Genomic DNA, 25,974 nt, shown 5'->3' on the forward strand with positions numbered 1-25,974 from the left:
TCAAGAATGGTGATGCTCTTGACGACTTTTGGCATATTTATAACCATCCGCGCCCGCTCTGAACGTAAAAAGGGGAGCCGAAGCTCCCCTTTTTATCAGCCCGCAGGCGTTACAGAATAAAGCGGCTGAGATCTTCGTCTGCCACCAGTTCGTCCAGATGCTGGCTGACGTAGTCCGCATCAATGGTAATTGACTGGCCGTGGCGATCGCTTGCGTCATAGGAGATCTCCTCCATCAGACGCTCCAGCACGGTATGCAGACGACGCGCGCCGATGTTCTCAGCCGTCTCATTGACCTGCCAGGCGGCGGCGGCAATGCGCTGGATGGCGTCATCGGTGAAGTGAATATCCACACCTTCAGTCTTCATCAGTGCTTTGTACTGCACGGTAACGGAGGCGTTCGGTTCGGTCAGAATACGCTCGAAGTCTTCCGTGGTCAGAGCCTGAAGCTCAACGCGGATCGGCAGACGGCCCTGTAACTCAGGGATCAGATCCGACGGGCTGGCGACCTGAAACGCGCCGGACGCGATAAACAGGATATGATCTGTTTTCACCATGCCGTGCTTGGTGGACACGGTACAACCTTCCACCAGCGGCAGCAGATCGCGCTGGACGCCCTCGCGGGACACATCCGGGCCGGAGCTTTCGCCGCGTTTACACACCTTATCGATCTCATCGATAAACACGATGCCATGTTGTTCAACCGCGTCAATCGCTTCCTGCTTCAGCTCTTCCGGGTTAACCAGTTTGGCGGCTTCTTCTTCAATCAGCAGCTTCATGGCCTCTTTGATTTTCAGCTTGCGCGGCTTCTGCTTCTGGCCGCCCAGGTTCTGAAACATGGACTGAAGCTGGCTGGTCATCTCTTCCATGCCCGGCGGCGCCATGATCTCAACCCCCATCGGCGAAGCCGCCAGATTGATCTCAATTTCTTTGTCGTCCAGCTCGCCCTCGCGCAGCTTTTTGCGGAAAGACTGGCGTGCGGCGGACGGTTCGGCGTTGGTTTCAGCCTGTCCCCAGTTATTTTTAGCCGGTGGGATCAGCGCATCAAGGATACGCTCTTCCGCCGTCTCTTCAGCGCGATAGCGGTTTTTCTCAATCGCCTGCGAACGCACCATTTTTATCGCAGAATCGGTCAGATCGCGAATGATGGAGTCAACCTCCTTCCCGACGTAGCCCACTTCGGTAAACTTGGTCGCTTCAACCTTGATAAACGGCGCGTTCGCCAGTTTGGCGAGACGACGTGCGATTTCAGTTTTACCCACGCCGGTCGGGCCGATCATCAAAATGTTTTTTGGCGTGACTTCGGTACGCAGCTCTTCATCAAGCTGCATACGGCGCCAGCGGTTACGCAGAGCAATAGCAACGGCGCGTTTGGCGCCGTCCTGGCCGATAATAAATCTGTTCAGTTCGCTGACGATCTCGCGCGGAGTCATTTCAGACATAATCAGGATCCTTACGCTTTAGACGGTAATTCTTCAATGGTGAGATTGCTGTTGGTGTAAATGCAGATATCGCCTGCAATACCCAACGCTTTTTCCGCGATATCGCGCGCGCCAAGCTCGGTATTTTCCAGCAGAGCACGGGCGGCTGCCTGTGCGTAAGGACCACCGGAACCAATGGCAATCAGATCGTTTTCAGGTTGGATAACGTCACCGTTGCCGGTAATGATCAGCGAGGCGTTTTCATCAGCTACGGCCAGCAGCGCTTCAAGCTTGCGCAGCATCCGGTCGGTGCGCCAGTCCTTCGCCAGCTCAACGGCTGCCTTCACCAGATGTCCCTGATGCATTTCCAGCTTGCGTTCAAACAGTTCAAACAGCGTGAAGGCGTCCGCGGTACCGCCAGCAAAACCAGCAATAACCTTATCGTTATAGAGACGACGCACTTTTTTGACGTTGCCTTTCATTACGGTATTGCCAAGCGTCGCCTGGCCATCACCGCCAATGACCACCTGTCCGTTGCGTCGCACACTTACAATTGTTGTCACGGGCAAACCTCTCGTTGCATGAATAAAATAGCCTCGCCCGTAAGCGAGGCAGCAATGCAACAAGATATGGGGCAGGTTCGAAGGGTTTCAACCCCCGATGGAAAGAGGAATACAATTTGTATGGCCGGAGCCGCGCAGCTTCTTCAACGTGCTGTCTGCGCTGGCGCGTCCGTTGTACGGGCCAATCACCACGCGATTCCAGCCGCCGCCGCTGGTGATCCGGCTCTCAAACCCTTCAAAGGCCAACTGAGCGCGGATCGATTCGGCCTGATCGGTGCCTTTAAAGGAGCCGCATTGTACCATCCAGCGCTGCGCGTTTTCCTTTTCAACGTCCTTCGGCTTGCTTTCTGCTTTTGGCTGCGGCTCGGCGGCGGTTTGCGCAGGTGCCTGGCGAACCGGCTCGCGCGTCACAGGAGCGGCGGGGCGGGGCTGCGTTTTCGCTGGCTGCTGCGTCTGCACGGGCTGCTGCTGCTGTTGCATCCGCGACTGCTGCTGGAGCTGAGCTTGCTGTTGCTGCTGCATTCGCGACTGCTGCTGAAGCTGAGTTTGCTGCTGCTGACGCTGAAGCGTTTGCTGGCGTTGAGCAGGCGTCTGTTCATTCCACGGCACTTCATTCAACTGGGTAGGCTGCTGACGCATATCCGCCTGCATTTGCTCAAGCAACTGCCGTTGTTCGTCGGTAAGTTGTGTCTGCGAATGCACCTCGCCGCCCGCAGACGGTTCCGTTGGCGTAGGGACGGTGATCTGACGATTTTCAAGTTCTTTAATGTAGCGCCAGCGCTCTTCAGGCTTCGGCGGCAGGCCGTTGCCCACCGCTTTATGATCGGGAATGACCGGCGTTTCTTCTTTTTTATGATGTGCGATAAACCACAGGCCGCCAACGAAGGTGACGAGTACTGCGACGGCGAGAACCACCATAATTTTCGATACGCCTGAACCACCGCTACGCTTTTTACTGCGACTGTTGGTCTTCTTGCGACGCGTCCCTGTCGAACGCCCGCGGCCTACGTAATCTTTTTGTGCCACTATCGTTCCGCTAATAATCAATAAAAAAGGAGAGGGCGGGCAACATTGCCGCTGGAGTACCCAGCTTTTAGCCCGCCATGTTACTCAAGGGCCGGAACTTTGACCAGCGGGAATGGCGGTAAGAATCTCCTGATTCTTGAAATTTACCGCCAGAGGCACCGGTTTAACGCGCGTTTTCATCCCGTAGGGAAGGGGCCGTGCTGCCGCGAATTTTGAGCTCGAAATCCAGCAGCCTGGAGCCGCTGTTGACGATTTTTCCCTGAAGCTGCTCAAGCAGCAGGTTCATCGCTTCGCGGCCGATCTCAAAACGCGGCTGCGAAACGGTGGTGAGCTGCGGGTCACTGTAGCGGGAAAGCTCAATATCATCAAAGCCAACCAGCGAGATATCCTGCGGGATGCGCAGCCCCATGATCTTCGCTTCAGACATCGCGCCCAGCGCCATGATATCACTGTGGCAAAAGAGCGCATCGGGCGGTTCCGGCAGCGCCATCAGGTACTGCATGGCCCGGCTGCCCGCGTCAAAGGTGAAATCACCGCGTACAATATAGTGCGGGTCTACTGCGATACCGCTGCGTCTGAGTGCCTGAATATAGCCCTGAAGGCGATACTGGCAAAGCGGCATATCCTGCGGCCCGGCAATACAGGCAATGCGGCTGTGGCCCAGCCTCAGCAGGTGATTGACCGCCTCGAAGGCCGCGGTCAGATTGTCGATATGCACCGTGGGAAGATCCAGCTCTGGCGCAAATTCGTTCGCCATCACCATTGGCAGCAGCGCGCGCTGCTCTTCATTAGTACTGTCAAACGGCACCTGCGAACCCAGCAGCACCATACCGTCGATTTGACGCGTAAGCATCAGGTCGAGAAACGATCTCTCCTGCTGATTCTGATGCGCGCAGTCGCCCAACAGCACCAGGTAGCCAACGGCTGCGGCCACCGATTCCACGCCGCGGATCATTTCGCTGAAAAAGGGATCGCAGATATCAGGGACGATAACCAGAATGGTGCGTGATTCGCTGCGCTTGCTGTTGCGCGCCAGCGTATGAGGCGAGTAACCCACAGCGGTCACCGCGTCTTCAACTTTCTGACGCGTGGCGGCGGAGACTTTTTCAGGACTCATCAGGGCACGCGAAACGGTGGCTGTTGATACGCCCGCTTTTTCCGCCACGTCCTTCATGGTCGCGCCCGTTGCCTCTGGATGGTGCACCAACGTTGTATCCTCCTCTCTTCGCCGCGCGTAAACGATCGCTCTGATGAATGAAGCGCACTTACGCGTCCCTGTTTCGATCTCCATCACATTTTTATCAGATGTGGCGAGCCGTCGTTACTTAATTTGCATAAAAAATGTGACTTAAGCGACTATTTTCGAAGCGTCTCGCAGGGCGCGTTGCAAGACGCGACATTTTTCACCCTTCCGTTGGATCGACATCCAGCGTCCATTTCACCTTTCGCGCCTGCGGCAAGGTGCCGATCAGCGGAAGGGTGCTTTTTATCAGGCGCTGGAGCGTACCGCGCGAAGGATGCTGCAACAGCAACTGCCAGCGATAGCGTCCGCTGCGCTTGGGTTGCAGCGCGGGAACCGGCCCCATGACCCAGAACGCTTCATCTTTAAGCGGGCTGGCTTCCAGCAGGTTGCGTAGCTGCTGGAGAAACAGCGATGACTGCTGATTATCATGATCTTCCGAGCGAAAAAGCGCGTGATGCGTGAACGGCGGCAGCAGCACGGTTTTGCGTTCTTCCAGCGCCTGGCGGGCAAATGCGTCGTAGCCTTTATGCATCAGCGTTTGCAGCAGCGGATGTTCAGGGTGATGAGTCTGGAGCAGCACCTCGCCCTGTTTTCCGGCCCGCCCGGCGCGTCCGGCAACCTGCGTATACAGCTGGGCAAAACGCTCGGCGGAGCGAAAATCGGCGGAGAAGAGCGCGCCATCCACATCGAGCAGAGAAACCAGCGTTACATCGGGAAAATGATGCCCTTTTGCCAGCATCTGCGTGCCGACAAGTATTCGCGCACCGCCGCGATGGACAGCAGCAAGGTGTTGTTCAAGCGCGCCCTTACGGCTGGTGGTGTCGCGGTCAATACGCGAAAGCGGCACGTCGGGAAAGCGTTGCGTTAAATTGTGCTCCAGCTGCTCGGTGCCAAGCCCGACCGGCACCAGATGCGTTGATCCGCACTGCGGGCATTGGTGAGGCACAGGCCGCTGGCTGTCACAGTGATGGCAGCGAAGTTGATGGTGCTGCTGATGCAGCGTGTAATAGCGATCGCAGCGCTGGCATTCCGCAATCCAGCCGCACTCGTGACACAGCATGGCAGGCGAAAAGCCACGGCGGTTAAGAAACAGCAGCACCTGGTTATCCGCCTGAAGATGCTGACCGATTCTTTTAATCAACGCAGGCGAAAGACCGCCTTCCAGTCTTACGCCCTTTAAATCAATAAGGTGCTGCGTCGCCTGACGCGCATTACCCGCCCGTTTACTCAGATTGAGCTGGCGATATTTACCGGTTTGCACGTTGTGCAGGGTTTCCAGGGCCGGGGTTGCCGAGCCCAAAACGATGGGAATATCTTCCTGTCGCGCGCGAAACACCGCCAGATCCCGCGCCTGATAGCGCCAGCCTTCCTGCTGTTTGTAGGAGCTGTCATGCTCTTCATCAATAATGATCACGCCCAGGTGGGCAAAAGGTGTGAACAGTGCTGAACGTGTACCGATAATAATCGCCGTTTCACCGCTGCGGGCGCGCAGCCAGACCGCCAGCCTCTCGCTGTCGTTCAGCGCGGAGTGCAGTACGTCTACCGGCGCATTGAAACGCTCACGAAAACGCGCGATGGTCTGCGGCGTCAGGCCAATCTCCGGCACCAGCACCAGCGCCTGACGGCCGCTCTCCAGCACGTTTTCCAGCACGCTGAGATAGACCTCTGTTTTACCGGAACCGGTGATCCCCGCCAGCAGCCAGGCGGCAAAATGGTTGTCTTCACTACGGATCGCGCCCACGGCCGTGGCCTGCTCGGTGTTGAGACGAAGCCTTTCGCCAGTGACGCTGAACCGGCTGCGCCAGTCCTCAGAGGCGGGCGCCAGGCTGCGCAGCTCACAGAGCCCTTTGGCCCGCAGCGCCTGAAGCGTGGCGTCGGTGATATCGTGCTGGCTGATTTCATGGCGCCAAAGGCTACGCTGGCGCAGGGCCGCAAGCGCCTGCTGCTGCTTTGGCGCACGCTTCAGGCTTTCAGGCGCGGTGGCGTGTCCCGTTTCGCTCAGCGTCCACTGAAACAGCGGGGCCTTTTCGGCCGGTTTGCCCTGGCGAAGCAGCACCGGCAGCGCGTGAAACAGCACTTCGCCGTGCGGAAAATGGTAGTAGTCAGCCGCCCACAGCAGGATACGCCACAGGGAAGGAGGAAACAGTGAGGCGTTGTCCATCACCCGAATAATTTCTTTCAGCTGCTCTCGCGGCAGGTCGCTGTGTTCACACAGGCCAACAACAATGCCCGTTGCCTTGCGTTTGCCAAAAGGGACTTCCACGCGCGCGCCAACCGCAACCGTCGGCAGATGCGTCGGCAACAGATAATCGAAGTGGCGGGCAAGCGGGACCGGCAGGGCAACCTGAACAACGGGCATGAGATCATCCGGATGAATTTGTGAGCGGAATAGTGTACACTGTGTCTTCCTGAATGTGCGGATTCGATTGCAGCGAACGGTTACTTTCTGTATAGTTCGCCGCCTTGATACTGCATTCAGGTATCAATTCATCTGAATTTTAATCATCGTGTGGTGCCGGTGCAGGCGTTTCCTGGCACGGGAGAGCGACACGGCCTTAACTGAGGTTTCCCATGAAAAAAGATATTCATCCAAACTATGCTGAAGTTACTGCTAAATGTTCTTGCGGTAACGAAATTAAAACCCGCTCAACCGTGGGTCACGATCTGAACCTGGACGTGTGCGGCAAATGCCACCCGTTCTACACTGGCAAGCAGCGTGACGTTGCTACCGGTGGTCGTGTGGACCGCTTCAACAAGCGTTTCAGCATCCCTGGCAGCAAATAAGCTGCTGCACGCTCCGCTTCGGATGCATGAAAAACCCGGCTTCGGCCGGGTTTTTTTATATCTGATTCATCATGAATCAGAAGCAGTGCCGCGAGTCTGAACGGCAAAAAACACCGCGCTGATCGTCGCCAGCGCGGTGTTTTACTTAACGTTTAATAGGCGGTAATCGCCACGAAATTATTCCGCGTCTGCAACGATCTCTTCAATCGGGTTCAGCACGATGTGTCTCGCATTAATGTTGCCGTTTACCTTATTGATGCTGGTCACCTGAGGCGCTTTAATCGTCAGTTTTTCCGCTTTTAACGTACCGGTATTGCAGCTAAACCAGCCGCACTCTTCGTTAACGATGGTGCCTTGAGTTGCAAGCGTCAGATTTGTGCTTTCCAGCATTCCCACGTTGCGGATGCCGTTTTGCGCACTGATGTTCATGTCCTGGCTGGCACGAATGGTACCGCTGTTATTAAGGTTTGCAGCCAGCAGATCCACATTGTTAGCAGAGATAGCGCCGCCGTTAGTCGCGGCACCTCCGGTAAGCAGAGTCAATGATTTGCCTGCTTCAATCGAGCCGCTCGCCAGAGTAATGCTGTTGTTTGAGAGCATTTCAATATTGCCGCCTGTTTTAATGGTGCCACGGTTAGTGATATTACCGCTCCAACCGAACAGAGTATCAAAAATTGAACCGAGCAGGTTATTCTTGTCTGGCGCAGCAGGGATAGCATAAAGACCAATGGTACCAAACTGAGAGGCCAGCGTGCCTTCGTTGACAACGTCTTTGGTCGTCGCCAGGTTAATCATGTTCATTGACTCGATTTTGCCTTCAGCTTTATTTTCAATGTTGTCGCTGGCGTTCACACTTGTTCCAATCATTGAAGAGATAGTCCCGGTATTGACCAGTTTACCGCTGCTATTGATTTGAATAACATGACCGTTAAGGAGGCCTTTATTATTTACGCCCGCCCCCGCCTGGGTGGTGGCGAGGAAAATTGTATCTGCCGTAATGCCGCCTAACGACTGAACATCAATACTGGCATTTTTCGCTTCCTTGCCCGCTTCGATTTTCCCGGTTTCGCGGTCAAAGCGATAGTTTCCAGCAATAGCATATACGCTATTGGAGTTCACCTTGCCCTCAAGCTGAATAGTATTCGCCAGCAACTCAGTAAAGCTGGTGTTGTTCAGGCCCTCAGCGCCTACCTTAATGCTGCCTTTATCAACATTAAAACCGGTCAATGCGCCTTCTGCATTAATCAGAGGCGTACCGGTAGTCAACGTTGCACGGTCGGTATTAATAAAGCTACAGCCTGAGCAGGTAATGCCGTTAGGGTTAGCAATAATCACATCCGCTTTTTGACCGGCAACTTCTATAAAGCCTTGCAGTGAACTGGCCTTATTGGTGATAACCTCATTCAAAATAATTTTTGCCGCGCTATCGAGGTTATTGTTTTTAGCAATGTTGCCGGTATCACGTAAGATATCGGTGGTTGAGTTATTTAAAATCATACCGTTCTTGCTAACGTTGAACTCTTTCCACAGGTTATGAGAAAGACCGTTTGAATTCGCTTTATTGATATCGACAACCACTGTGCCATTACGATGTTGATACTGATCGGGATCGGCGCTGGCTGCATGAGAGAAAAGTGCTACTGCGGTAGCAATAAAAAGAACGTTAAATTGATGTTTCATTGTTTAATCCTTTAATTTAATTTTATTTTAAAAACACGACGATAAAAGTTACTACGCTTCTTCTCTTACTTAATAACTCCACTGCATTGAAAATCCGAGCGTCAATGAGTCAGTATGGAAATTATGCGGTTTAATCAGCGGTACACCGAGAAAAACATCATAACTTGTATTCCATAACCAGCCGCGTACACCTGCGACGCTACCCATCAATGTTTTACCAACGATGCCATTTTGGCTGGCATCGCCAATAATTCTGCCGACATCAGCACCTAAATAAGGCTGATAATTCTTCTCAGGCAATATCAGACTAAACGTATTCCGCCAGTATCCTCCCTGGTTTTGTTGCAGGCTGCTTTCTCCATCAAAGCCACGCACTGTCCAACGACTGCCAATTGAAAAACGATCCAACGAGGAGAGACGGTTTGGTGACAGCTGTACGTTAAGCTGTGGCGCATAATGAATCTTATGCGAAGCAATATCAAACCAGCCAGACCCGGCGATATTCAACGTCGCTATAGTTGCATCATGGTCAATTAAATTAAACTTCGCTTCCTGTGTTGCAAGGCTGCCAAACCAGGGCATCTTTTTTTGCAGTGACAGAGTGGTATCAACGCTGCTTCTTTCCCATCTATGCGAATGCTTAATTATTGCTTTCAGGCCCGCACTTTTTTTATGCATGCTGGTCAGCTCGGTATGACCATTAAAATAATAGCGTGTTCCAATGTTAAATATCTGCATTCCGGCAGTCGTTTTATGCGTCATGGACTGCGAAAGAAGATAGTTTACCTGTGCGCTCAGATAATGGTTGTAATTATTCAGGTTCCAGCTTGCCTGATTACCCTGAATGTGCTGCTGTGATTGGCTTTCACTGGCATAAAAATCCAGCCACCAGTAATTCCACGGTACGGAATAGCCTACGGCGCGGTTACTGTTACCGAACGGTTTATGGCTGAAATCAATATCCCGTCCATACGAGAAATAAAGCGAATCGCTGAGCGAGGTGATATTATTAAGATAGAGCGCGCCGCCGCCCTGGTAACGACCGGTGGCTTTACTCCCTGCATCATCTAACCAGGCTGCGACCTGCCAGTATTTTTTCTGCTCGCGCGTAATGTCAACGTCGCTTTCGCCCTGATATTTACCGGGGAGGATTTCAATTTTGACCTCGGAACCGGGTACTCTTTTAAGGTTAAAACTTCCCTGCTCCAGATCGCGTAGATTAAGAATATCGCCCTCATGTAAAGGTAACGTATTTTTCAGGCTGATATAGTTCCCGCTGCTTTCAGCCAGGCGGATTTTACCCACCTTTCCGGTAAGGACAGTAAAATTAAGTTTCCGCTGCGTCAGATCCTGGTCGGGCATCTCAAGACGTGTGGTAATATAACCCATACGGATAATTTCATTTTGGATCGTTTTTGACAACAGACGAATGCCTTCGATGCCTAAACACTTCCCTTCGGCCTGCCGGGTAATATCGCGCAACCGGCTAAAGTTAATGGCGTCGTTGTCAACGTGATATGACACGCTCTCTATATCGTAACAATTATTCTCTTCAGGAAAGAGGATGATATCTTTTTGCAGATCGCTGACGCTGGAATTATTTTCATTTTTTAGCGGTAACAAATGTTCTTTTCGAATCTTATCTTGTTCGATTAGTTGTGCTGAATTATTTTTCAACGCCTTTTCGGTACCAACAGGAAGCCCGTCCCCATCGGCGGAGGCGCCGAGGGAAACTACCGCGGAGAAAAAAGAAGCAAACAGATAAAGAAACCGCTGTCGCGGGTTTTTGTGAAAACAGTCCATGTGTTAAACCTGGTATTATTATATTCCATTATTAATAGCAGGATTGTATTGATCATGAATGGCTATTGATATAGTAATAATTCCAAATATTACTGATAATAAATTTTTAAAGGGATAGCATTTACCCGGAGAGTCCGTGCTATCCCCTGAACAGAGAACGGGGCGATCAATATTCCCACGTATCAGGGTCGACGCCCATCTCGCGCATAATCACCTTCGCCTCTTCGGGAATTTCATCATTCCGCTCTTTGCGCAGATCAACATCGTCCGGCAGCGGTTGCCCGGTAAACGCGTGGAGAAAAGCTTCACACAGCAGTTCACTGTTGGTCGCGTGACGCAGGTTGTTCACCTGGCGGCGGGTGCGCTCATCGGTCAGGATCTTAAGCACTTTCAACGGGATAGATACCGTAATCTTTTTTACCTGCTCGCTCTTTTTGCCGTGCTCAGCGTAAGGGCTGATATATTCGCCGTTCCATTCAGCCATGGGTTACCTTAGTCATCATTAAAATTATCAACATGCCGGAATTTGGCTAATTATGCCTGAAGTTGGGGCCCGCTATACTGCCTCGGTTCAACTTTCTGTCGGCTATAGGGCCATAATATTAACGGTTATTGCCAGTTTGCTCAATCTATACGCAAAGACATTTAGATGTCCAGATGTATTGACGTCCGTTTTTGCGCTGTTATGCTAGTGCTTCTTTTATACTTGCCAGGAATGTATGCACTATGACGCGTAAACAGGCAACCATTGCGGTCCGCAGCGGTTTAAATGACGACGAGCAATACGGCTGCGTTGTTCCGCCGATCCATCTCTCCAGCACCTATAATTTTACCGATTTCAACCAGCCCCGAGCCCATGACTACTCTCGCCGCGGTAACCCAACGCGCGACGTGGTGCAACGCGCGCTGGCGGAGCTGGAAGGCGGCGCTGGCGCGGTGATGACCAATACCGGGATGTCTGCTATTCATCTGGTGTGTACCGTTTTTCTTAAACCCGGCGATCTGCTGGTCGCGCCTCATGACTGCTACGGCGGCAGCTACCGGCTGTTTGACAGCCTGAGTAAACGCGGCGCGTATCGGGTGAAATTTGTCGATCAAGGCGACAGCGCTGCATTGCAGGCCGCGTTGCAGGAAAAGCCGAAGCTGGTGCTGATTGAAAGCCCCAGCAATCCGCTGCTGCGCGTGGTTGATATCGCTGGCATCTGCAAAGCCGTCAGGGAAGCGGGCGCGCTGAGCGTCGTTGACAATACTTTTTTGAGCCCGGCGCTGCAAAATCCGCTGGCGCTGGGCGCGGATCTGGTGCTGCATTCCTGTACGAAATACCTGAACGGCCACTCCGACGTCGTCGCAGGCGTAGTGATTGCTAAAGATCCCGGGTTGGTGACTGAGCTGGCATGGTGGGCCAATAATATCGGCGTGACGGGCGCGGCGTTCGACAGCTATTTGCTGCTGCGCGGCCTGCGTACGCTGGCACCCAGAATGGCTGCTGCGCAGCGTAACGCGCTGGCCATTGTCGACTACCTGAGGCATCAGCCGTTGGTGAAAAAGCTGTATCATCCTTCTTTGCCGGAAAATCCGGGCCATGCTTTTGCGGTACGTCAGCAAAAAGGCTTTGGCGCTATGTTAAGTTTTGAGCTGGATGGCGACGAGCAGACGCTGCGTCGTTTCCTCGGGGCGCTGGAGCTGTTCACCCTGGCCGAATCGCTGGGTGGCGTGGAGAGTTTGATTTCCCATACGGCAACCATGACCCACGCCGGGATGTCGGCAGAGGCGCGCGCGGCGGCGGGTATTTCGGAAACCCTTCTGCGGATTTCGGTAGGAATTGAAGATCACGAAGATTTAATCGCCGATCTGGATAACGCATTCCGGATCGCGGCCGAGGACTAAGCATGAGTCAGTCAGCAGTAGCGGGCACGCGTCAGCTACATAAATTTGGCGGCAGCAGCCTTGCTGACGCGAAATGTTATCAGCGGGTCGCCGGGATCATGGCCGGGTACAGTTTTCCCGGCGATATCATGGTGGTTTCCGCCGCAGGCGGCACAACTAACCAGTTAATCAGCTGGCTCAAACTGAGCCAGAGTGACCGCCTCTCCGCGCATCAGGTTCAGCAGGCGCTACGTCGTTATCAAAGCGATTTGATCGGCGCCCTGCTTCCCGCCGCTCAGGCGGCAGAACTCATTACCCGCTTTATCCATGATTTGGAACGGCTGGCGGCATTGCTTGACGGCAACATTACCGATGCCGTGTATGCTGAAGTCGTCGGTCATGGCGAGATCTGGTCGGCGCGTCTGATGGCCGCCGTGCTTAATCAGCAGGATATCGCCGCTGTTTGTCTGGACGCCCGCGATTTTCTGCGGGCCGAGCAGGCCGCGCAGCCGCAGGTGGATGAGGGGAAATCCTGGCCTCTGCTTCAGCAGCTGCTGGCGCAGCATCCCAACCAGCGACTGGTGATCACCGGTTTTATCTGCCGCAACGAGGCGGGCGACACGGTATTACTGGGTCGCAACGGCAGCGACTACTCCGCTACGCAAATTGGTGCGTTGGCGGGCGTTTCCCGCGTCACCATCTGGAGCGATGTCGCGGGCGTCTATAGCGCCGATCCGCGCAAGGTGAAAGATGCCTGCCTGCTGCCGCTGCTGCGGCTTGATGAGGCCAGTGAACTGGCGCGGCTGGCGGCCCCGGTGCTGCATACCCGCACCCTGCAACCGGTTTCCGGCAGCGATATCGATCTGCAACTGCGCTGTAGCTATCAGCCGGAGCAGGGTTCCACGCGCATTGAGCGCGTGCTGGCTTCCGGCACCGGCGCGCGAATCGTCACCAGCCACGACGATGTCTGCCTGATTGAGTATCAGGTGCCGCCGCAGCATGATTTCGCCACGCTGCATAAAGAGTTGGATCAATTACTCAAACGTGCGCAGCTGCGTCCGCTGGCAATCGGTCTTCATCCGGATCGCAACCTTCTCCAGCTTTGCTACACCTCTGAAGTGGTCAACAGCGCGCACGCGCTGCTTGAAAACGCCGCCTTGCCCGGCAGCATCCGGCTTCGCGAGGGCATGGCGCTGGTTGCGCTGGTCGGGGCGGGCGTCTGCCGTAATCCACTGCACAGTCATCGCTTCTGGCAGCAGTTAAAAGATCAGCCCGTTGAGTTTATCTGGCAGTCGGAAGAGAGCATCAGTCTGGTCGCCGTGCTGCGCGTTGGCCCAACGGAGAGCCTGATTCGGGGCCTTCATCAGTCGCTGTTCCGCGCGGAAAAACAGGTTGGACTGATGCTGTTCGGTAAAGGCAACATCGGTTCACGCTGGCTTGAGCTGTTTGGCCGCGAACGGGAAACGCTGTCGGCCAGAACGGGCTTTGAATTTGTGCTGGCGGGCGTGGTGGACAGCCGCCGCAGCCTGCTCAATTATCAGGGGCTGGATGCCAGCCGCGCCCTGGCCTTTTTTGAAGACGAAGCGGTCGGGCACGATGAAGAATCGTTGTTTTTGTGGATGCGGGCGCATCCCTTTGATGACCTGGTGGTGCTGGACGTGACCGCCAGCGAAACGCTGGCCGAACAGTATCTGGACTTTGCCAGCCACGGTTTTCACGTGGTCAGCGCCAATAAAGTGGCGGGCGCGTCGGACAGCCATCGTTATCGCCAGATCCGCGATGCCTTTGCGAAAACCGGACGACACTGGCTGTACAACGCCACGGTAGGCGCCGGGCTGCCGGTGAATCACACCGTGCGCGATCTGCGCGAAAGCGGCGACAGCATTCTCTCTATCAGCGGTATCTTCTCCGGCACGCTCTCGTGGCTGTTTCTGCAATATGACGGCACGGTGCCGTTTACCGAGCTGGTCGATCAGGCGTGGCAGCAGGGTCTGACCGAGCCGGACCCGCGCGTGGATCTCTCCGGGCAGGACGTGATGCGCAAGCTGGTGATCCTGGCGCGTGAAGCCGGTTACGATATCGAGCCGGAGCAGGTGCGCGTCGAGTCGCTGGTGCCGAAAGGTTGCGAAAACGAATCCGTCGATCACTTTTTCGAGAACGGCGAGATGCTGAATGAGCAGATGCAGCAGCGTTTTGAAGCGGCGCAGGAGCTGGGGTTGGTTCTGCGCTATGTGGCGCGTTTTGACGCCAACGGTAAAGCGCGCGTTGGCGTTGAGGCGGTAAGAGGCGATCATCCGCTCGCGTCACTGCTGCCATGCGACAACGTATTTGCCATCGAAAGCCGCTGGTATCGCGATAATCCTCTGGTGATCCGCGGCCCGGGCGCGGGCCGGGACGTCACCGCTGGCGCCATTCAATCCGATCTCAACAGGCTGGCGCAGCTTTTATAACGCGTCGGGGGCCAGACCCGGTCTGGCCCGGCTTTTCTCCTGCCTCATGCCGCGTCCTTACATGAATTTTTCTCATTATCACTGAGAATTTGTCACTTGCCGAAAGCAATTACAGGTTGACTGGATAAGCGGATTCCGTCATTTTGAGTGTCTGGACGTCTAAACGTATGGATGTTCAACTGGACGAGTCATTCATAACGCGATCGATTGAGGTAAGCCATGAGTTTTTTCCACGCCAACCAGCGCGAAGCGCTGAATCAAAGTCTGGCCGAGTTAAGCGGACGGATTAACGTCTCCTTCGAGTTTTTCCCACCGCGTACCAGTGAAATGGAACAGACTCTGTGGAGCTCAATCGATCGGCTGAGCAGCCTGAAACCTAAATTCGTTTCCGTCACCTACGGCGCGAACTCCGGCGAGCGTGACCGTACGCACAGCATTATTAAAGGCATTAAAGATCGTACTGGCCTGGAAGCCGCGCCGCATCTCACCTGCATCGACGCCACGCCTGACGAACTGCGCGCCATTGCCAGAGACTACTGGGACAACGGCATCCGTCATATCGTTGCGCTGCGCGGCGATCTGCCGCCGGGCGGCGGCAAACCGGAAATGTACGGCGCGGATCTGGTGTCGCTGCTGAAAGACGTGGGCGATTTTGATATTTCCGTTGCGGCTTACCCGGAAGTGCACCCGGAAGCGAAAAGCGCGCAATCCGATCTGATTAACCTCAAGCGTAAAATCGACGCGGGCGCCAACCGGGCGATTACGCAGTTTTTCTTCGACGTTGAGAGCTATCTGCGCTTTCGCGATCGCTGTGTCGCCACCGGCATTGACGTGGAAATCGTGCCGGGCATTTTGCCGGTTTCCAACTTCAAACAGCTTCAGCGCTTCGCCACCATGACCAACGTGCGCGTACCGGGCTGGATGACCAGCATGTTTGAAGGACTGGATGACGACCCGGAAACCCGCAAGATGGTCGGTGCCAACGTGGCGATGGACATGGTGAGAATTCTCAGCCGCGAAGGGGTGAAGGATTTTCACTTCTACACGCTGAACCGCGCAGAAATGAGCTATGCCATTTGCCACACGCTGGGCGTGCGGCCGACGTTAGCAACAGCATGATGTTGCGGGGCAGGCGGCTGCCCCGTTTGTTCAGAAAAGCAGGGCGCCTTGCCAGCTCATTGCTTCCCGCCAGCGCTTCTCTTCTCAGAAAGCGTTCATCTCTCCCGATTCGGTTCCACACCGTCACGATACTTCACATGAATTCACAGCGCGTTGTGAATATCCGCTTTCTCTGTTGATTATTATAAAACAACAGGTTGACGGATTTTCAGGTGCAATTCCCCGGCGCGTAAGTGTGATATGCCTCATCGGAATGTGAATCCGATCCGCGCATAATGTTTCATAAATTCACACGGTCAGAACACGCGGTAACGTTATGACAATTAAGCTGGGCATCATCGCAGATGATTTTACGGGCGCAACGGACATCGCCAGTTTCATGGCCACATCCGGCTGGCGGGTGGTGCAGTTAAACGGCATCCCGACCGGCACCGTCGATCTGGCCAGCGCCGATGCCGTGGTGATTTCGCTGAAAAGCCGCTCCTGCGCCGCTGAGCAGGCGTTGACGCTCTCTGCACACGCCAGCCGCTGGCTGACGACGCAGGGCTGCGAGCGTCTCTACTTCAAGTACTGCTCCACTTTTGATTCAACATCGGCGGGGAATATCGGCCCGGTTACCGACTTTCTGCTGGCGGAGACGCGTGCGCCGATGGCGATATTGTGTCCGGCGCTGCCGATCAACGGCCGTACCGTGGTTCACGGTCATCTCTTTGTGAACGGACGTCTGCTTAATGAGTCCGGCATGGAAAACCATCCGCTGACGCCAATGAAAGACGCCAACCTTCTTCGCGTCATGGAACAACAGGCGCAAGGCACCTGCGGGCTGGTTTCTCTGGCGACGTTGGGTGAAGGAAAAGCGGCTGTGGTCCGGCGGCTGGCGCAGTTAGAAAACGAAGGAAAACGTTATGCGGTGGTGGATGCGCTAACCCAGAACGATTTGCTGACGCTGGCCGATGCGCTCCCGCACAACGTGCTGCTGACCGGCGGCTCCGGTCTGGCAGGCGCGCTGGCGGCGCGGCATCCCCAGCCGCCGCAGGCGGAGGAGTTTGCGCCTTTATCGACCGGACGCACGCTGATCCTTGCCGGAAGCTGTTCATTAATGACCAATCAGCAGGTGGCGCATTACCGCGAACATGCTCCTTCGCTGGCGCTGGATGTGGAGCGCTGCCTGAACGATGCGGACTATCAGGCGGAGCTGGCCGCGTGGGTGTTAACGCAGTCTGCGGAAAAAGCGCCGATGATCTATGCCACGCGCCCGGCGGAAGAGGTGAAAGCGCTGCAAGAACGCTTTGGCGTGGAGGCGGTCGGCAGCGCCATTGAACACCTTTTTGCCGCACTGGCCGTTGAATTAAACGGGCAGGGCGTGAACAAATTTATCGTGGCGGGCGGCGAAACATCCAGCCTGATCGTACAGAAGCTCTCCGTAGAGGGCTTTGCCATCGGTGAGACGATCGCCCCCGGCGTACCCTGGGTGAAAGATCTTCACCGCCCGCTCTGGCTGGCGCTGAAGTCAGGTAATTTTGGGGATGAGCATTTCTTTACTAAGGCCCAGGAGTTTTATCATGCGTGATAGGGAACACCGCGAGCAGATGGTCTCGCTGGCACACTCAATGTTTATGCGTGGCTATTGCAGCGGCGGCGCGGGAAATCTGAGCTGCCGCCTGCCGGGCGGCGGATTTCTGGTAACGCCGACCAATTCCAGCTTTGGCTCGCTGGATGCCGCCACCCTCAGCGAGCTGGACGCGGAAGGCAATTGGGTATCAGGCAATAAACCGTCGAAGGAGTCGGTGATGCATCTGGCTTTTTATCGCCAGCGGCCGGATATTGGCGGCGTGGTGCACCTTCACTCGCCGTCGCTCACCGCGCTCTCCTGTCTGCCGGGCCTCGATCCGACCGACTGCCTGCCGCCGATCACCCCCTACTTTGTCATGCGGGTCGGCAGGCTGCCGCTTATTCCTTATTACCGACCGGGCCATGCCGGGCTGGCGGACGAGGTCGGCGCGCTGGCACCGACGCATAATGCGATGCTGTTGGCGAATCACGGGCCGGTCATTGGCGGCGCAAACCTGCGCGAAGCGACCTTCAACGCCGAAGAGCTTGAGGATACGGCCCGGCTCTACTTCACGCTGCTGCCGCATGGTATGGTCAGGCTGAATGAGGAACAGGTCGCCGAACTGCGCACCACCTTCGGCGGCGGTCACTAAGCGTCGCACGAGAGAGAGCCATGTTGCCTGACGAACGCCGCACATTTATCTACAGCTACCTGCACCAGCACGCGCACGCGGCGATCAATGAGCTGGTAAAGCTGCTGGACGTTTCACATATGACCATTCGTCGCGATCTCAAAGAGATGGAAGATGAAGGAAAAGTTACGTTAATCAGCGGCGGGGCGAAATTAAATGCGTCGCTGATTCAGGAGCTGCCTTACGTTGAAAAAGCATTGCTTCATCATAAGGTAAAAAGAGATATCGGTATTATTGCCGAAAGGTTTGTTGAATCCGGCAAGGTTATTTATCTGGATGCGGGCACCACCACGTATGAAATAGCGCGCTGCGTGGCGAAAAAATTAAAAAAGGTGGCGATTGTCACCAACGATTTTACTATTGCTGATTTTTTAATGACGATGCCTCACATCGATATTTACCATACCGGTGGGCAGATCGATATTCGTAATCGTTCCTGCGTCGGACACAGCGCGGCGCAGTTTATTCGTGAGCATAATATCGACGTCGCCTTTATCAGCTCAAGCTCATGGGATATCGAACACGGCGTCTCCACGCCGGATGAGGGCAAGATGCTGGTGAAAAAGGCGGTACTGGCTTCATCGCGCCGGAACGTGCTGGTTTCTGACAGCAGCAAATATGGCAAGTACGGCATGTTTCATATCTGCCATCTTGATCAACTGGACGATATTATTTGCGACGATCAATTACCCGCCGATGTTTTAAAGAATCTGGCAGCAATTGATCTCCGGCTGCATCAGGCTCAAACCGATAAAATATGAGGAAAAACGGATGTAGACACGCTCGCTGAACCCTACACGCTAATTATGAAAGTATAAGGCTTATTATAATCGATAAGGCATATTTCAATATGCCCGGAGGCACTATGCATTTCGACATCAGTCAGTTCATTGCGCTGATCAGTGCGATCGCAATTCTTATTATTTTAATTACGCAGTTTAAGTTCCATCCTTTTTTGGCTTTAATTATTTCCGCAGGTTTTCTTGGTGTCGCGGCAGGTCTGTCGCCCACGCAGACCATAAAAAGCTTTGAAAAAGGCTTCGGCGGCGTACTGGGATCGACCGGGCTGGTCGTCGGCCTCGGCACCATGCTTGGCGGACTGCTGCTGGAGTCCGGCGGCGCGGACAAAATTGCCAACACCTTTATCCGGCTCGGCTCGGTGCGGCTGATCCCGCTGACCATCTGTATCGCCGCGCTGATTATCGGCCTGCCGCACCTGTTTGACGTCAGCTTTGTGATGCTGGTGCCGCTGGTTTATGCCATCGCCCGCCGCACGCGCAGCCAGCTGATGCGTATCGGTATTCCGATGGCAGCCGGTTTATACGTTGCGCATGGCCTGCTGTTGCCGCATCCGGCGCCGACGCTGGCCATGACCACCTATAGCGCCGATGCCGGGCAGGCGATGTTCTTCGGCCTGCTGCTGGCGGTGCCGATGGTGCTGCTTGCCGGGCCGGTCTTTACGTCGTTTGTCATGAAGACATTCCCCGATTTAGGCCGCCAGGACTTCAGCAACGACGCGCTCCCCATTGAGGCGACTGAACAGAGCGAAAAACGCAGCCCGTCGTTTTTCCTCGCGATGCTGACCATTCTGTTGCCGCCAATGTTAATGATGTGCCGCACGCTGGCGAAAAATGCGGTCGCGCCCGGCAGCACAGCGGCAGAGATCCTCAACACCATTGGCGATCCGATCGTCTCCCTGCTGATCGCCGTACTGTTCGCCATTTACGCGCTTGGCATTCGCAGCGGCCACTCTATGCAGCAGCTGCAAAAAATGCTGGGTAAAAGCCTCGGGCCCTGTGCGGCGATCATCCTGATCCTGGGGGCCGGCGGCGGCCTGAAGGAGATGCTGCTTGCCACGCACGTCAGCACGCTGATCGCGGACTCAGCGATGCACTGGAACATTTCGCCGCTGGTACTGGCGTGGCTGGTGGCGGCGCTGATCCGCATCGCCATTGGCTCGGCGACGGTCGCCGTGGTCACGACCGCAGGCATCGTAGCGCCCCTGGCGGCGCACGGCGTCAACCTGCCGCTGCTGGTGCTGGCAACCAGCACGGGCGGACTGATGCTCTCCCACGTTAACGACTCCGGCTTCTGGCTGTTTAAAGAGTATTTCCAACTGACGGTGGCAGAGACGCTGAAAAGCTGGACGCTGCTGGTCTCTTTTCTGTCGATCCTGGGCCTGATTTTTGTCTTATTGCTGAATGCGATCGTGAGCTAACGACGCGTCGTCGAGGAATTATCATGAATTATGAACTGTTGTTTTCTGAGTTAACGAGCCGCCGCATCCGTATCGCCATTACCGGCGCCAGCGGCGGTTTTGGGCGATCTTTTCTGGTGCAGTGCCGCGACATTCCTGCGCTGGAAGTGGTGGCGCTGTGCGATATCAACGTTGATGGCACGCGTTCGCTGCTGAATACGCTCGGTTACTGTCAGGACGCCGAAGTGTGCCACAGCGCTGATGAAGCCAGAGCGGCAGAAGCATCGGGAAAAGCGGCCATCGTCAACGACTTCGCCCTGCTGGACGCGCTGTCGCTGGATATGGTGATCGAAGCCACCGGCAGGCCGGAGATCAGCGTGCAGATCGCCATTAACGCCCTGAAGCGCGGCGTGCATGTCGGCATGGTCAGTAAGGAAACCGATTCGGTCGCCGGGCCGTGGCTGAATAAACTGGCGCTGGAAAACAGTGCTGTTTACACCACGGTGGATGGCGATCAGCCCGCTAACCTGATTGGCCTGATCACCTGGGCGAAGGTGCTGGGCTTTGATATTGTGGCGGCGGGGAAATCAAGCGAATACGACTATGTCTGGTCAGCGCAGAGCGGCCAGCTTGACTACAGCGGACGTAAAGTAGACGCGCCTGAACTGGGTGCGTGTTGGGGGCTGGGCGATGACGTTGGCGCGACGCTGGCGCAGCGTAAAGCGCTGCTCTCCTCTCTGCCGCTCTCCGCCACGCCGGACTACTGTGAAATGAACGTCGTGGCAAACTCGTCGGGCCTGATCCCCGCCTGCGATGCGATGAGCTATCCGCTCTGCCATATCAGCGAACTGGCCGATATTTTTATTCCTCAGGAAGAGGGCGGCATCCTGACGCGCACCGGCGTGGTTGACGTATTCAACTGTCTGCGTCGCGATGATGAAGTGAGCTTTGGCGGCGGCGTTTTCGTTATTGTGCGCTGTAAAGATGACGAGACCTGGGAGATGTTGGCGGGCAAAGGCCATGTGGTGAGCCGCAGCCGCAAATACGCCTGTATCTACCTGCCTTATCACATCATGGGGCTGGAATCGCCGCACAGTATCTTCTCTGCCGTACTGCATAAACGCGCATCCGGTTCGACAACGCAGGCGGTGCATGCCGTGATGGCGGGTTTTGCCGAGCGGGATATCAAAAAAGGCGAACTGCTGGAGATGGGCGGCCATCATCATACTATCGAGGCGGTCAGCGCACGTTTGCTGCCGAAAGCCGACGCTGCCGGACTGGCTCCGTATTATCTGCTGTCCGATAAGGTGCTGAACCGGGACGTCAAGGCGGGCGAGCTGATCCCGCTTGAGGCGCTGGAAATGGATAACTCACTGCTCTACACCGCCTGGCAGCAGAGCGTCTGAGACAGGTTGCCCGGCGAGGAGCCGCCGGGCAGAAGAGACTAGCCCGTATTGCGCATGCCTGCGGCAACACCGGCGATCGTCACCATCAACGCCTGCTCGACGCGGGCGTCTGACGCTTCGCCGCGCGCTTCCTGCTGACGCGAACGGTGCAGCAGCTCTGCCTGAAGCACGTTAAGCGGATCGGTGTAGACGTTGCGCAGCGCGATGGATTCCGCAATCCACGGCTGATCGGCCATCAGATGCGCATCGTTAGCGATGGTCAGCACGGCGGTGATATCGGCATCCAACTGATCGCGCAGCTGCCTGCCCAGCGGCCACAGCGACTTATCCACCAAACGCTGATCGTAGTACTCCGCCAGCCACAGATCGGCTTTTGAAAAAACCATCTCCAGCATGCCAAGACGCGTTGAGAAGAACGGCCAGTCGCGGCACATCGCTTCCAGCTGATCCTGATGACCGGCTTCCATCGCCGTCTGCAATGCCGCGCCTGCGCCAAGCCAGGCGGGCAGCATCAGGCGGTTTTGCGTCCAGGCGAAAATCCACGGAATAGCGCGCAGCGACTCCACGCCGCCGGTAGGACGACGCTTGGCCGGCCGCGAGCCGAGCGGCAGTTTGCCCAGCTCCAGCTCCGGCGTGGCCGAGCGGAAGTAGGGCACGAAATCCTCGTTTTCACGCACGTACCCACGATACATTGCGCAGGAATCCGCCGACAGCTGATCCATGATCGCCCGCCACTGCGTTTTTGGCTCCGGCGGCGGCAGCAGGTTGGCTTCCAGAATGGCGCCGGTATAGAGCGACAGGCTGCTGATGGTGACTTCCGGCAGGCCATATTTAAAGCGGATCATTTCGCCCTGTTCGGTCACGCGCAGGCCGCCCTTCAGGCTGCCGGGCGGTTGTGACAGCAGCGCCGCGTGCGCCGGCGCGCCGCCGCGACCGATGGTGCCGCCACGTCCGTGGAACAGCGTCAGCGCAATGCCCGCTTTTTCACAGGTTTTGATCAGCGCATCCTGCGCCTGATATTGCGCCCAGCTGGCGGCCATCACGCCCGCGTCTTTCGCCGAGTCTGAATAGCCGATCATCACCATCTGCTTGCCCTGAATGAAACCGCGATACCAGTCGATATTCAGTAACTGGCTCATCACGTCATTGGCGTTGTTCAGGTCGTCAAGGGTTTCGAACAGCGGCGCAACCGGCATGGCGAACGGAATGCCGGCCTCTTTCAACAGCAGATGTACCGCCAGCACGTCCGACGGCGTTTTCGCCATCGAAATCACATAGGCGGCGATAGAACCCTGGGGCGCATCCGCCGCCACGCGGCAGGTTTCCAGCACCTCGCGCGTGTCGTCGCTCGGCGTCCACTGGCGTGGCAGCAGAGGACGTTTTGAGTTCAACTCGCGGATCAGGAAAGCCTGCTTGTCGGCTTCGGACCAGCTTTCGTAGTCACCGAGGCCAAGGTAGCGGGTGATTTCGGCAATGGCTTCGGTGTGGCGGGTGCTCTCCTGACGGATATCAATGCGCACTAACGGCACGCCGAAGCATTTCACGCGGCGCAGCGTATCCAGCAGCTGGCCGTTAGCGATAATGCCCATGCCGCACGCCTGGAGCGACTGATAGCAGGCGTAAAGCGGATCCCACAGCTGCTCGTTGGCGATCAGCAGATCGTCCGGGCGCGGCAGGCGCTCGCCTTTCAGGCGGCCTTCAAGGTATGACTGGGTGTTCATCAGCTGGCTGCGCAGCTTTTTCATGATTTCGCGATACGGTTCCAGCGCGTCAGGCTTGCCGCACAGTTCGCGAATGTCCGGCGTGCACTCCGACATAGAGAGCTCAGAAACCAGCACCGCGATGTCGCGCAGGAACAGATCGGTTGCTTTCCAGCGGCTGAGTTGCAGCACGTGGCGGGTGATGTCGGCGGTCACGTTAGGGTTGCCGTCCCGGTCGCCGCCCATCCACGAGGTGAATTTAACCGGTACAAAATCGACCGGCAGCTTTATGCCAAAAACGGCTTCTACCTGTTCATTCAGCTCGCGCAGGAAATGCGGCACGCCTTCCCACAGGCTGTTTTCAACCACGGCAAAGCCCCATTTTGCTTCATCGATCGGTGAAGGGCGATACTTACGTATTTCATCGGTATGCCAGGCCTGCGCCACTAGCTGGCGCAGACGGCGCATGATTTTCGCGCGCTCATAGTCGGAGAGATCGTTGTGATCGAGCTGCGCCAGGCAGCTGTTCACTTCCACCAGCTTGTGGATCAGCGTCCGGCGGGTGATCTCGGTGGGATGCGCGGTCAGCACAAGCTCAAGCGACAGCGATTCGATGGCTTCGCGGATGGCGGCTTCGGTCAGATCGGGCTGCTGCCTGAGGCGCTCAAACGTACCGGTCAGCATCTCAGGATGGTTAGCGCCTTCACCATTAGGCGAAATCGTGTGGTACTGCTCGGCAACGTTGGTCAGGTTCAGAAACTGGCTGAAGGCGCGGGCCACGGGCAGCAGCTCGTCGTTGGAGAGATTTTGCAGCGTCGAAAGCAGCTGCTGGCGATCATCCTCATTGCCCGCGCGGGAAGATTTCGAGAGCTTACGGATGGTTTCCACCCGTTCGAGAATATTTTCTCCCAGCGCATCCTTGATTGTGTCTCCCAGCAGTTTGCCGAGCATACTGACATTACTTCGCATTGCGGAATACTGTTCGTTCATATGACCCCTGACGCCTTTTGTCGTTTTATTTCACCGCTGTCGGCATAACCCTGCCTTTTATCTAGCCATGTTAACCGCCATTCGTCAATTGACTTAAACTTTACTTTCAAAAGGGCTAAGTAACGGTAATTTATGAAATTTAATTACAAGAACTTGCAATAAGTTATTCTTATCGGCGGCGGACTGAAATTACAGAACAACCTGCTGTTTTAACCGTTAATTGCCCGGCGTCATCATTAATGGTGGCAGAAATGGTGCACCACCTGCGCGATCAGCGCGCGCGTAGGCTTGATAAAAGCAGTGTCGAGATATTCGTCAGGTTGATGCGCCTGATCGATAGAGCCGGGGCCAAGGACCAGCGTCGGGCAAAGCGTCTGGATAAACGGCGCTTCGGTGCAGTAATTCACCACTTCGGTCTCCGTTCCCAGCAGTTTTTCTACCACCTGAACCAGCTGATGATCGGGCGGACATTCGTAGCCGGGGATCGGCGGATGCAGCTCGCTCACGGTCAGACGTCCCGGCCAGCGTTCGCTGACGGGCGCCAGCGCCTCATTCAATAACCCGTCCAGTTCGCTCAGCGTCAGGCCCGGCAACGGGCGAATATCCATATGCAGTTCGCAGCAGGCGCAGATGCGGTTCGCCGCGTCGCCGCCGTTGATATGACCGAAATTCATGGTCGGATAGGGGATAACAAAGCCATCATGGCGATAGCGCGTTTTCAACGTGTTGCGCAGCGCCATCAACTGCGTAATGGATTCATGCATTAACTCAATGGCGTTGACGCCGCGCGCCGGATCGCTGGAGTGGCCGGACTGCCCCTGAATACGAACGGCATGGGAGAGATGACCTTTGTGCGCGCGCACCGGTTTCAGCGACGTTGGCTCGCCAATAATGGCGCAGTCAGGCCGAATGGCGGTGTTTTCCGAGAAGTACTTCGCACCCGCCATCGACGTTTCTTCATCGGCCGTCGCCAGGATGTAGAGCGGTTTCGACAGTGTTGTCACGTCCACGTCGCGCAGAGTATCTACAATAAAAGCGAAGAAGCCTTTCATGTCGGCGGTGCCCAGGCCATAAAGCTTGTTGTCGTGCTCGGTCAGGGTGAAGGGATCGCGTGTCCAGCGGCCGTCGTCGAACGGCACGGTGTCGGTATGGCCCGCCAGCAGCAGGCCACCCGTGCCGCTGCCGGTCTTCGCCAGCATGTTAAATTTGTGACGCGTGCCGGGAACGGGCTGTACCTCAACGCTGAAGCCGAGATCGCGGAACCAGCCGGCCAGCAAACTGATTAAATTCTCATTACTCTGATCGATGGCGCTATCGGTTGCGCTGATGGATGGCGTGGCAATCAACTCACGATAAAGCTCGATAAAAGGGGGTAATTTTGTCTTCACTGTTGACAGTCCTTGCGTTAGGATAGTATCAATATTCATGCATTAATAGTGAATAAAAATACATTAATGGCGTACGGTTGGAAACCGGTAATTTTT

Annotated in this window: 19 protein-coding genes; 9 read left to right on the top strand and 10 right to left on the bottom strand. The window is 55.7% G+C overall.

The annotated features are described in order from the left end of the window. Positions 1-109 precede the first annotated feature (109 nt). The 5 genes from hslU to priA all read right to left on the bottom strand — a co-directional run bounded on the left by hslU (position 110) and on the right by priA (position 6,611). The gene (hslU, locus tag FA91_RS19400) at positions 110-1,441 is read right to left on the bottom strand and encodes an HslU--HslV peptidase ATPase subunit (RefSeq protein ID WP_034918510.1); all 1,332 of its coding nucleotides are present in this window, start codon (positions 1,439-1,441) and stop codon (positions 110-112) included. Positions 1,442-1,452: 11 nt separating this feature from the next. Further along, positions 1,453-1,983 carry an ATP-dependent protease subunit HslV gene (hslV, locus tag FA91_RS19405; RefSeq protein WP_034918513.1) on the bottom strand — a complete coding sequence of 177 codons (531 nt, stop codon included), beginning with the start codon at positions 1,981-1,983 and terminating at the stop codon, positions 1,453-1,455. Between the two features lie 87 nt (positions 1,984-2,070). Further along, positions 2,071-3,009: a cell division protein FtsN gene (gene ftsN / locus FA91_RS19410; protein WP_034918516.1), complete on the bottom strand. Its 939-nt coding sequence runs from the start codon at positions 3,007-3,009 to the stop codon at positions 2,071-2,073. A 163-nt stretch (positions 3,010-3,172) separates the two neighbouring features. Then, positions 3,173-4,216, bottom strand: coding sequence for a DNA-binding transcriptional regulator CytR (gene cytR / locus FA91_RS19415; protein ID WP_072032326.1), 1,044 nt, complete (start codon positions 4,214-4,216; stop codon positions 3,173-3,175). A 196-nt stretch (positions 4,217-4,412) separates the two neighbouring features. Continuing rightward, a complete protein-coding gene (gene priA / locus FA91_RS19420) occupies positions 4,413-6,611 on the bottom strand; it encodes a primosomal protein N' (protein WP_034918519.1) in 2,199 nt (732 codons plus the stop codon). Between the two features lie 212 nt (positions 6,612-6,823). On the opposite strand from priA, the gene rpmE reads away from it, so the two are divergent. Continuing rightward, positions 6,824-7,036 carry a 50S ribosomal protein L31 gene (gene rpmE, locus FA91_RS19425; RefSeq protein WP_034918521.1) on the top strand — a complete coding sequence of 71 codons (213 nt, stop codon included), beginning with the start codon at positions 6,824-6,826 and terminating at the stop codon, positions 7,034-7,036. A gap of 177 nt (positions 7,037-7,213) precedes the next feature. Here rpmE and FA91_RS19430 read toward each other — a convergent pair whose 3' ends face one another. The 3 genes from FA91_RS19430 to metJ all read right to left on the bottom strand — a co-directional run bounded on the left by FA91_RS19430 (position 7,214) and on the right by metJ (position 11,003). Then, positions 7,214-8,716, bottom strand: a complete 1,503-nt coding sequence (locus tag FA91_RS19430; RefSeq protein WP_034918523.1) for a filamentous hemagglutinin N-terminal domain-containing protein — start codon at positions 8,714-8,716, stop codon at positions 7,214-7,216. A 69-nt stretch (positions 8,717-8,785) separates the two neighbouring features. After that, on the bottom strand, positions 8,786-10,519 hold the full coding sequence (locus FA91_RS19435) for a ShlB/FhaC/HecB family hemolysin secretion/activation protein (protein ID WP_051937348.1): 1,734 nt from the start codon (positions 10,517-10,519) through the stop codon (positions 8,786-8,788). Between the two features lie 166 nt (positions 10,520-10,685). Further along, positions 10,686-11,003 (bottom strand): met regulon transcriptional regulator MetJ, encoded by a 318-nt coding sequence (metJ, locus tag FA91_RS19440; RefSeq protein WP_034918525.1) that lies wholly within the window; start codon positions 11,001-11,003, stop codon positions 10,686-10,688. Between the two features lie 242 nt (positions 11,004-11,245). Between metJ and metB the strand changes: the two genes are divergently transcribed. The 8 genes from metB to FA91_RS19480 all read left to right on the top strand — a co-directional run bounded on the left by metB (position 11,246) and on the right by FA91_RS19480 (position 21,800). Beyond that, positions 11,246-12,406, top strand: a complete 1,161-nt coding sequence (metB, locus tag FA91_RS19445) for a cystathionine gamma-synthase (protein WP_034918528.1) — start codon at positions 11,246-11,248, stop codon at positions 12,404-12,406. A gap of 2 nt (positions 12,407-12,408) precedes the next feature. Further along, positions 12,409-14,835 (top strand): bifunctional aspartate kinase/homoserine dehydrogenase II, encoded by a 2,427-nt coding sequence (locus FA91_RS19450; RefSeq protein WP_034918531.1) that lies wholly within the window; start codon positions 12,409-12,411, stop codon positions 14,833-14,835. A gap of 219 nt (positions 14,836-15,054) precedes the next feature. Then, entirely contained in the window at positions 15,055-15,954 is a 900-nt protein-coding gene (gene metF, locus FA91_RS19455) for a methylenetetrahydrofolate reductase (protein WP_034918533.1), read from the top strand. A gap of 316 nt (positions 15,955-16,270) precedes the next feature. Further along, positions 16,271-17,524, top strand: coding sequence for a 3-oxo-tetronate kinase (otnK, locus tag FA91_RS19460; RefSeq protein WP_197060506.1), 1,254 nt, complete (start codon positions 16,271-16,273; stop codon positions 17,522-17,524). After that, a complete protein-coding gene (locus FA91_RS19465) occupies positions 17,517-18,158 on the top strand; it encodes an aldolase (RefSeq protein WP_034918536.1) in 642 nt (213 codons plus the stop codon). The genes otnK and FA91_RS19465 overlap by 8 nt, the downstream gene beginning before the upstream one ends. A 20-nt stretch (positions 18,159-18,178) precedes the next feature. Continuing rightward, entirely contained in the window at positions 18,179-18,958 is a 780-nt protein-coding gene (locus FA91_RS19470) for a DeoR/GlpR family DNA-binding transcription regulator (protein ID WP_034918538.1), read from the top strand. Positions 18,959-19,062: 104 nt separating this feature from the next. Further along, positions 19,063-20,415 carry a gluconate:H+ symporter gene (locus FA91_RS19475; RefSeq protein WP_034918540.1) on the top strand — a complete coding sequence of 451 codons (1,353 nt, stop codon included), beginning with the start codon at positions 19,063-19,065 and terminating at the stop codon, positions 20,413-20,415. 23 nt (positions 20,416-20,438) lie between these two features. Then, on the top strand, positions 20,439-21,800 hold the full coding sequence (locus FA91_RS19480; RefSeq protein WP_034918543.1) for a homoserine dehydrogenase: 1,362 nt from the start codon (positions 20,439-20,441) through the stop codon (positions 21,798-21,800). A 38-nt stretch (positions 21,801-21,838) separates the two neighbouring features. On the opposite strand, the gene ppc is transcribed toward FA91_RS19480, so the two are convergent. Continuing rightward, positions 21,839-24,490 carry a phosphoenolpyruvate carboxylase gene (gene ppc / locus FA91_RS19485; RefSeq protein WP_034918545.1) on the bottom strand — a complete coding sequence of 884 codons (2,652 nt, stop codon included), beginning with the start codon at positions 24,488-24,490 and terminating at the stop codon, positions 21,839-21,841. A gap of 236 nt (positions 24,491-24,726) precedes the next feature. Further along, positions 24,727-25,878, bottom strand: a complete 1,152-nt coding sequence (gene argE, locus FA91_RS19490) for an acetylornithine deacetylase (RefSeq protein WP_034918548.1) — start codon at positions 25,876-25,878, stop codon at positions 24,727-24,729. Positions 25,879-25,974 lie beyond the last annotated feature (96 nt).

It is taken from the genome of Erwinia sp. 9145 (genome assembly GCF_000745075.1).
GTDB classification, from domain to species: domain Bacteria; phylum Pseudomonadota; class Gammaproteobacteria; order Enterobacterales; family Enterobacteriaceae; genus Erwinia; species Erwinia oleae.

What these genes read in the sequence shown, in the direction of transcription:
- FA91_RS19430 (WP_034918523.1), bottom strand. Translation starts at nt 8,716, where the DNA reads ATGAAACATCAATTTAACGTTCTTTTTATTGCTACCGCAGTAGCACTT.
- rpmE (WP_034918521.1), top strand. Translation starts at nt 6,824, where the DNA reads ATGAAAAAAGATATTCATCCAAACTATGCTGAAGTTACTGCTAAATGT.
- metJ (WP_034918525.1), bottom strand. Translation starts at nt 11,003, where the DNA reads ATGGCTGAATGGAACGGCGAATATATCAGCCCTTACGCTGAGCACGGC.
- hslU (WP_034918510.1), bottom strand. Translation starts at nt 1,441, where the DNA reads ATGTCTGAAATGACTCCGCGCGAGATCGTCAGCGAACTGAACAGATTT.
- FA91_RS19465 (WP_034918536.1), top strand. Translation starts at nt 17,517, where the DNA reads ATGCGTGATAGGGAACACCGCGAGCAGATGGTCTCGCTGGCACACTCA.
- FA91_RS19470 (WP_034918538.1), top strand. Translation starts at nt 18,179, where the DNA reads ATGTTGCCTGACGAACGCCGCACATTTATCTACAGCTACCTGCACCAG.
- priA (WP_034918519.1), bottom strand. Translation starts at nt 6,611, where the DNA reads ATGCCCGTTGTTCAGGTTGCCCTGCCGGTCCCGCTTGCCCGCCACTTC.
- FA91_RS19480 (WP_034918543.1), top strand. Translation starts at nt 20,439, where the DNA reads ATGAATTATGAACTGTTGTTTTCTGAGTTAACGAGCCGCCGCATCCGT.
- ppc (WP_034918545.1), bottom strand. Translation starts at nt 24,490, where the DNA reads ATGAACGAACAGTATTCCGCAATGCGAAGTAATGTCAGTATGCTCGGC.
- metB (WP_034918528.1), top strand. Translation starts at nt 11,246, where the DNA reads ATGACGCGTAAACAGGCAACCATTGCGGTCCGCAGCGGTTTAAATGAC.
- FA91_RS19475 (WP_034918540.1), top strand. Translation starts at nt 19,063, where the DNA reads ATGCATTTCGACATCAGTCAGTTCATTGCGCTGATCAGTGCGATCGCA.
- FA91_RS19450 (WP_034918531.1), top strand. Translation starts at nt 12,409, where the DNA reads ATGAGTCAGTCAGCAGTAGCGGGCACGCGTCAGCTACATAAATTTGGC.
- metF (WP_034918533.1), top strand. Translation starts at nt 15,055, where the DNA reads ATGAGTTTTTTCCACGCCAACCAGCGCGAAGCGCTGAATCAAAGTCTG.
- otnK (WP_197060506.1), top strand. Translation starts at nt 16,271, where the DNA reads ATGACAATTAAGCTGGGCATCATCGCAGATGATTTTACGGGCGCAACG.
- FA91_RS19435 (WP_051937348.1), bottom strand. Translation starts at nt 10,519, where the DNA reads ATGGACTGTTTTCACAAAAACCCGCGACAGCGGTTTCTTTATCTGTTT.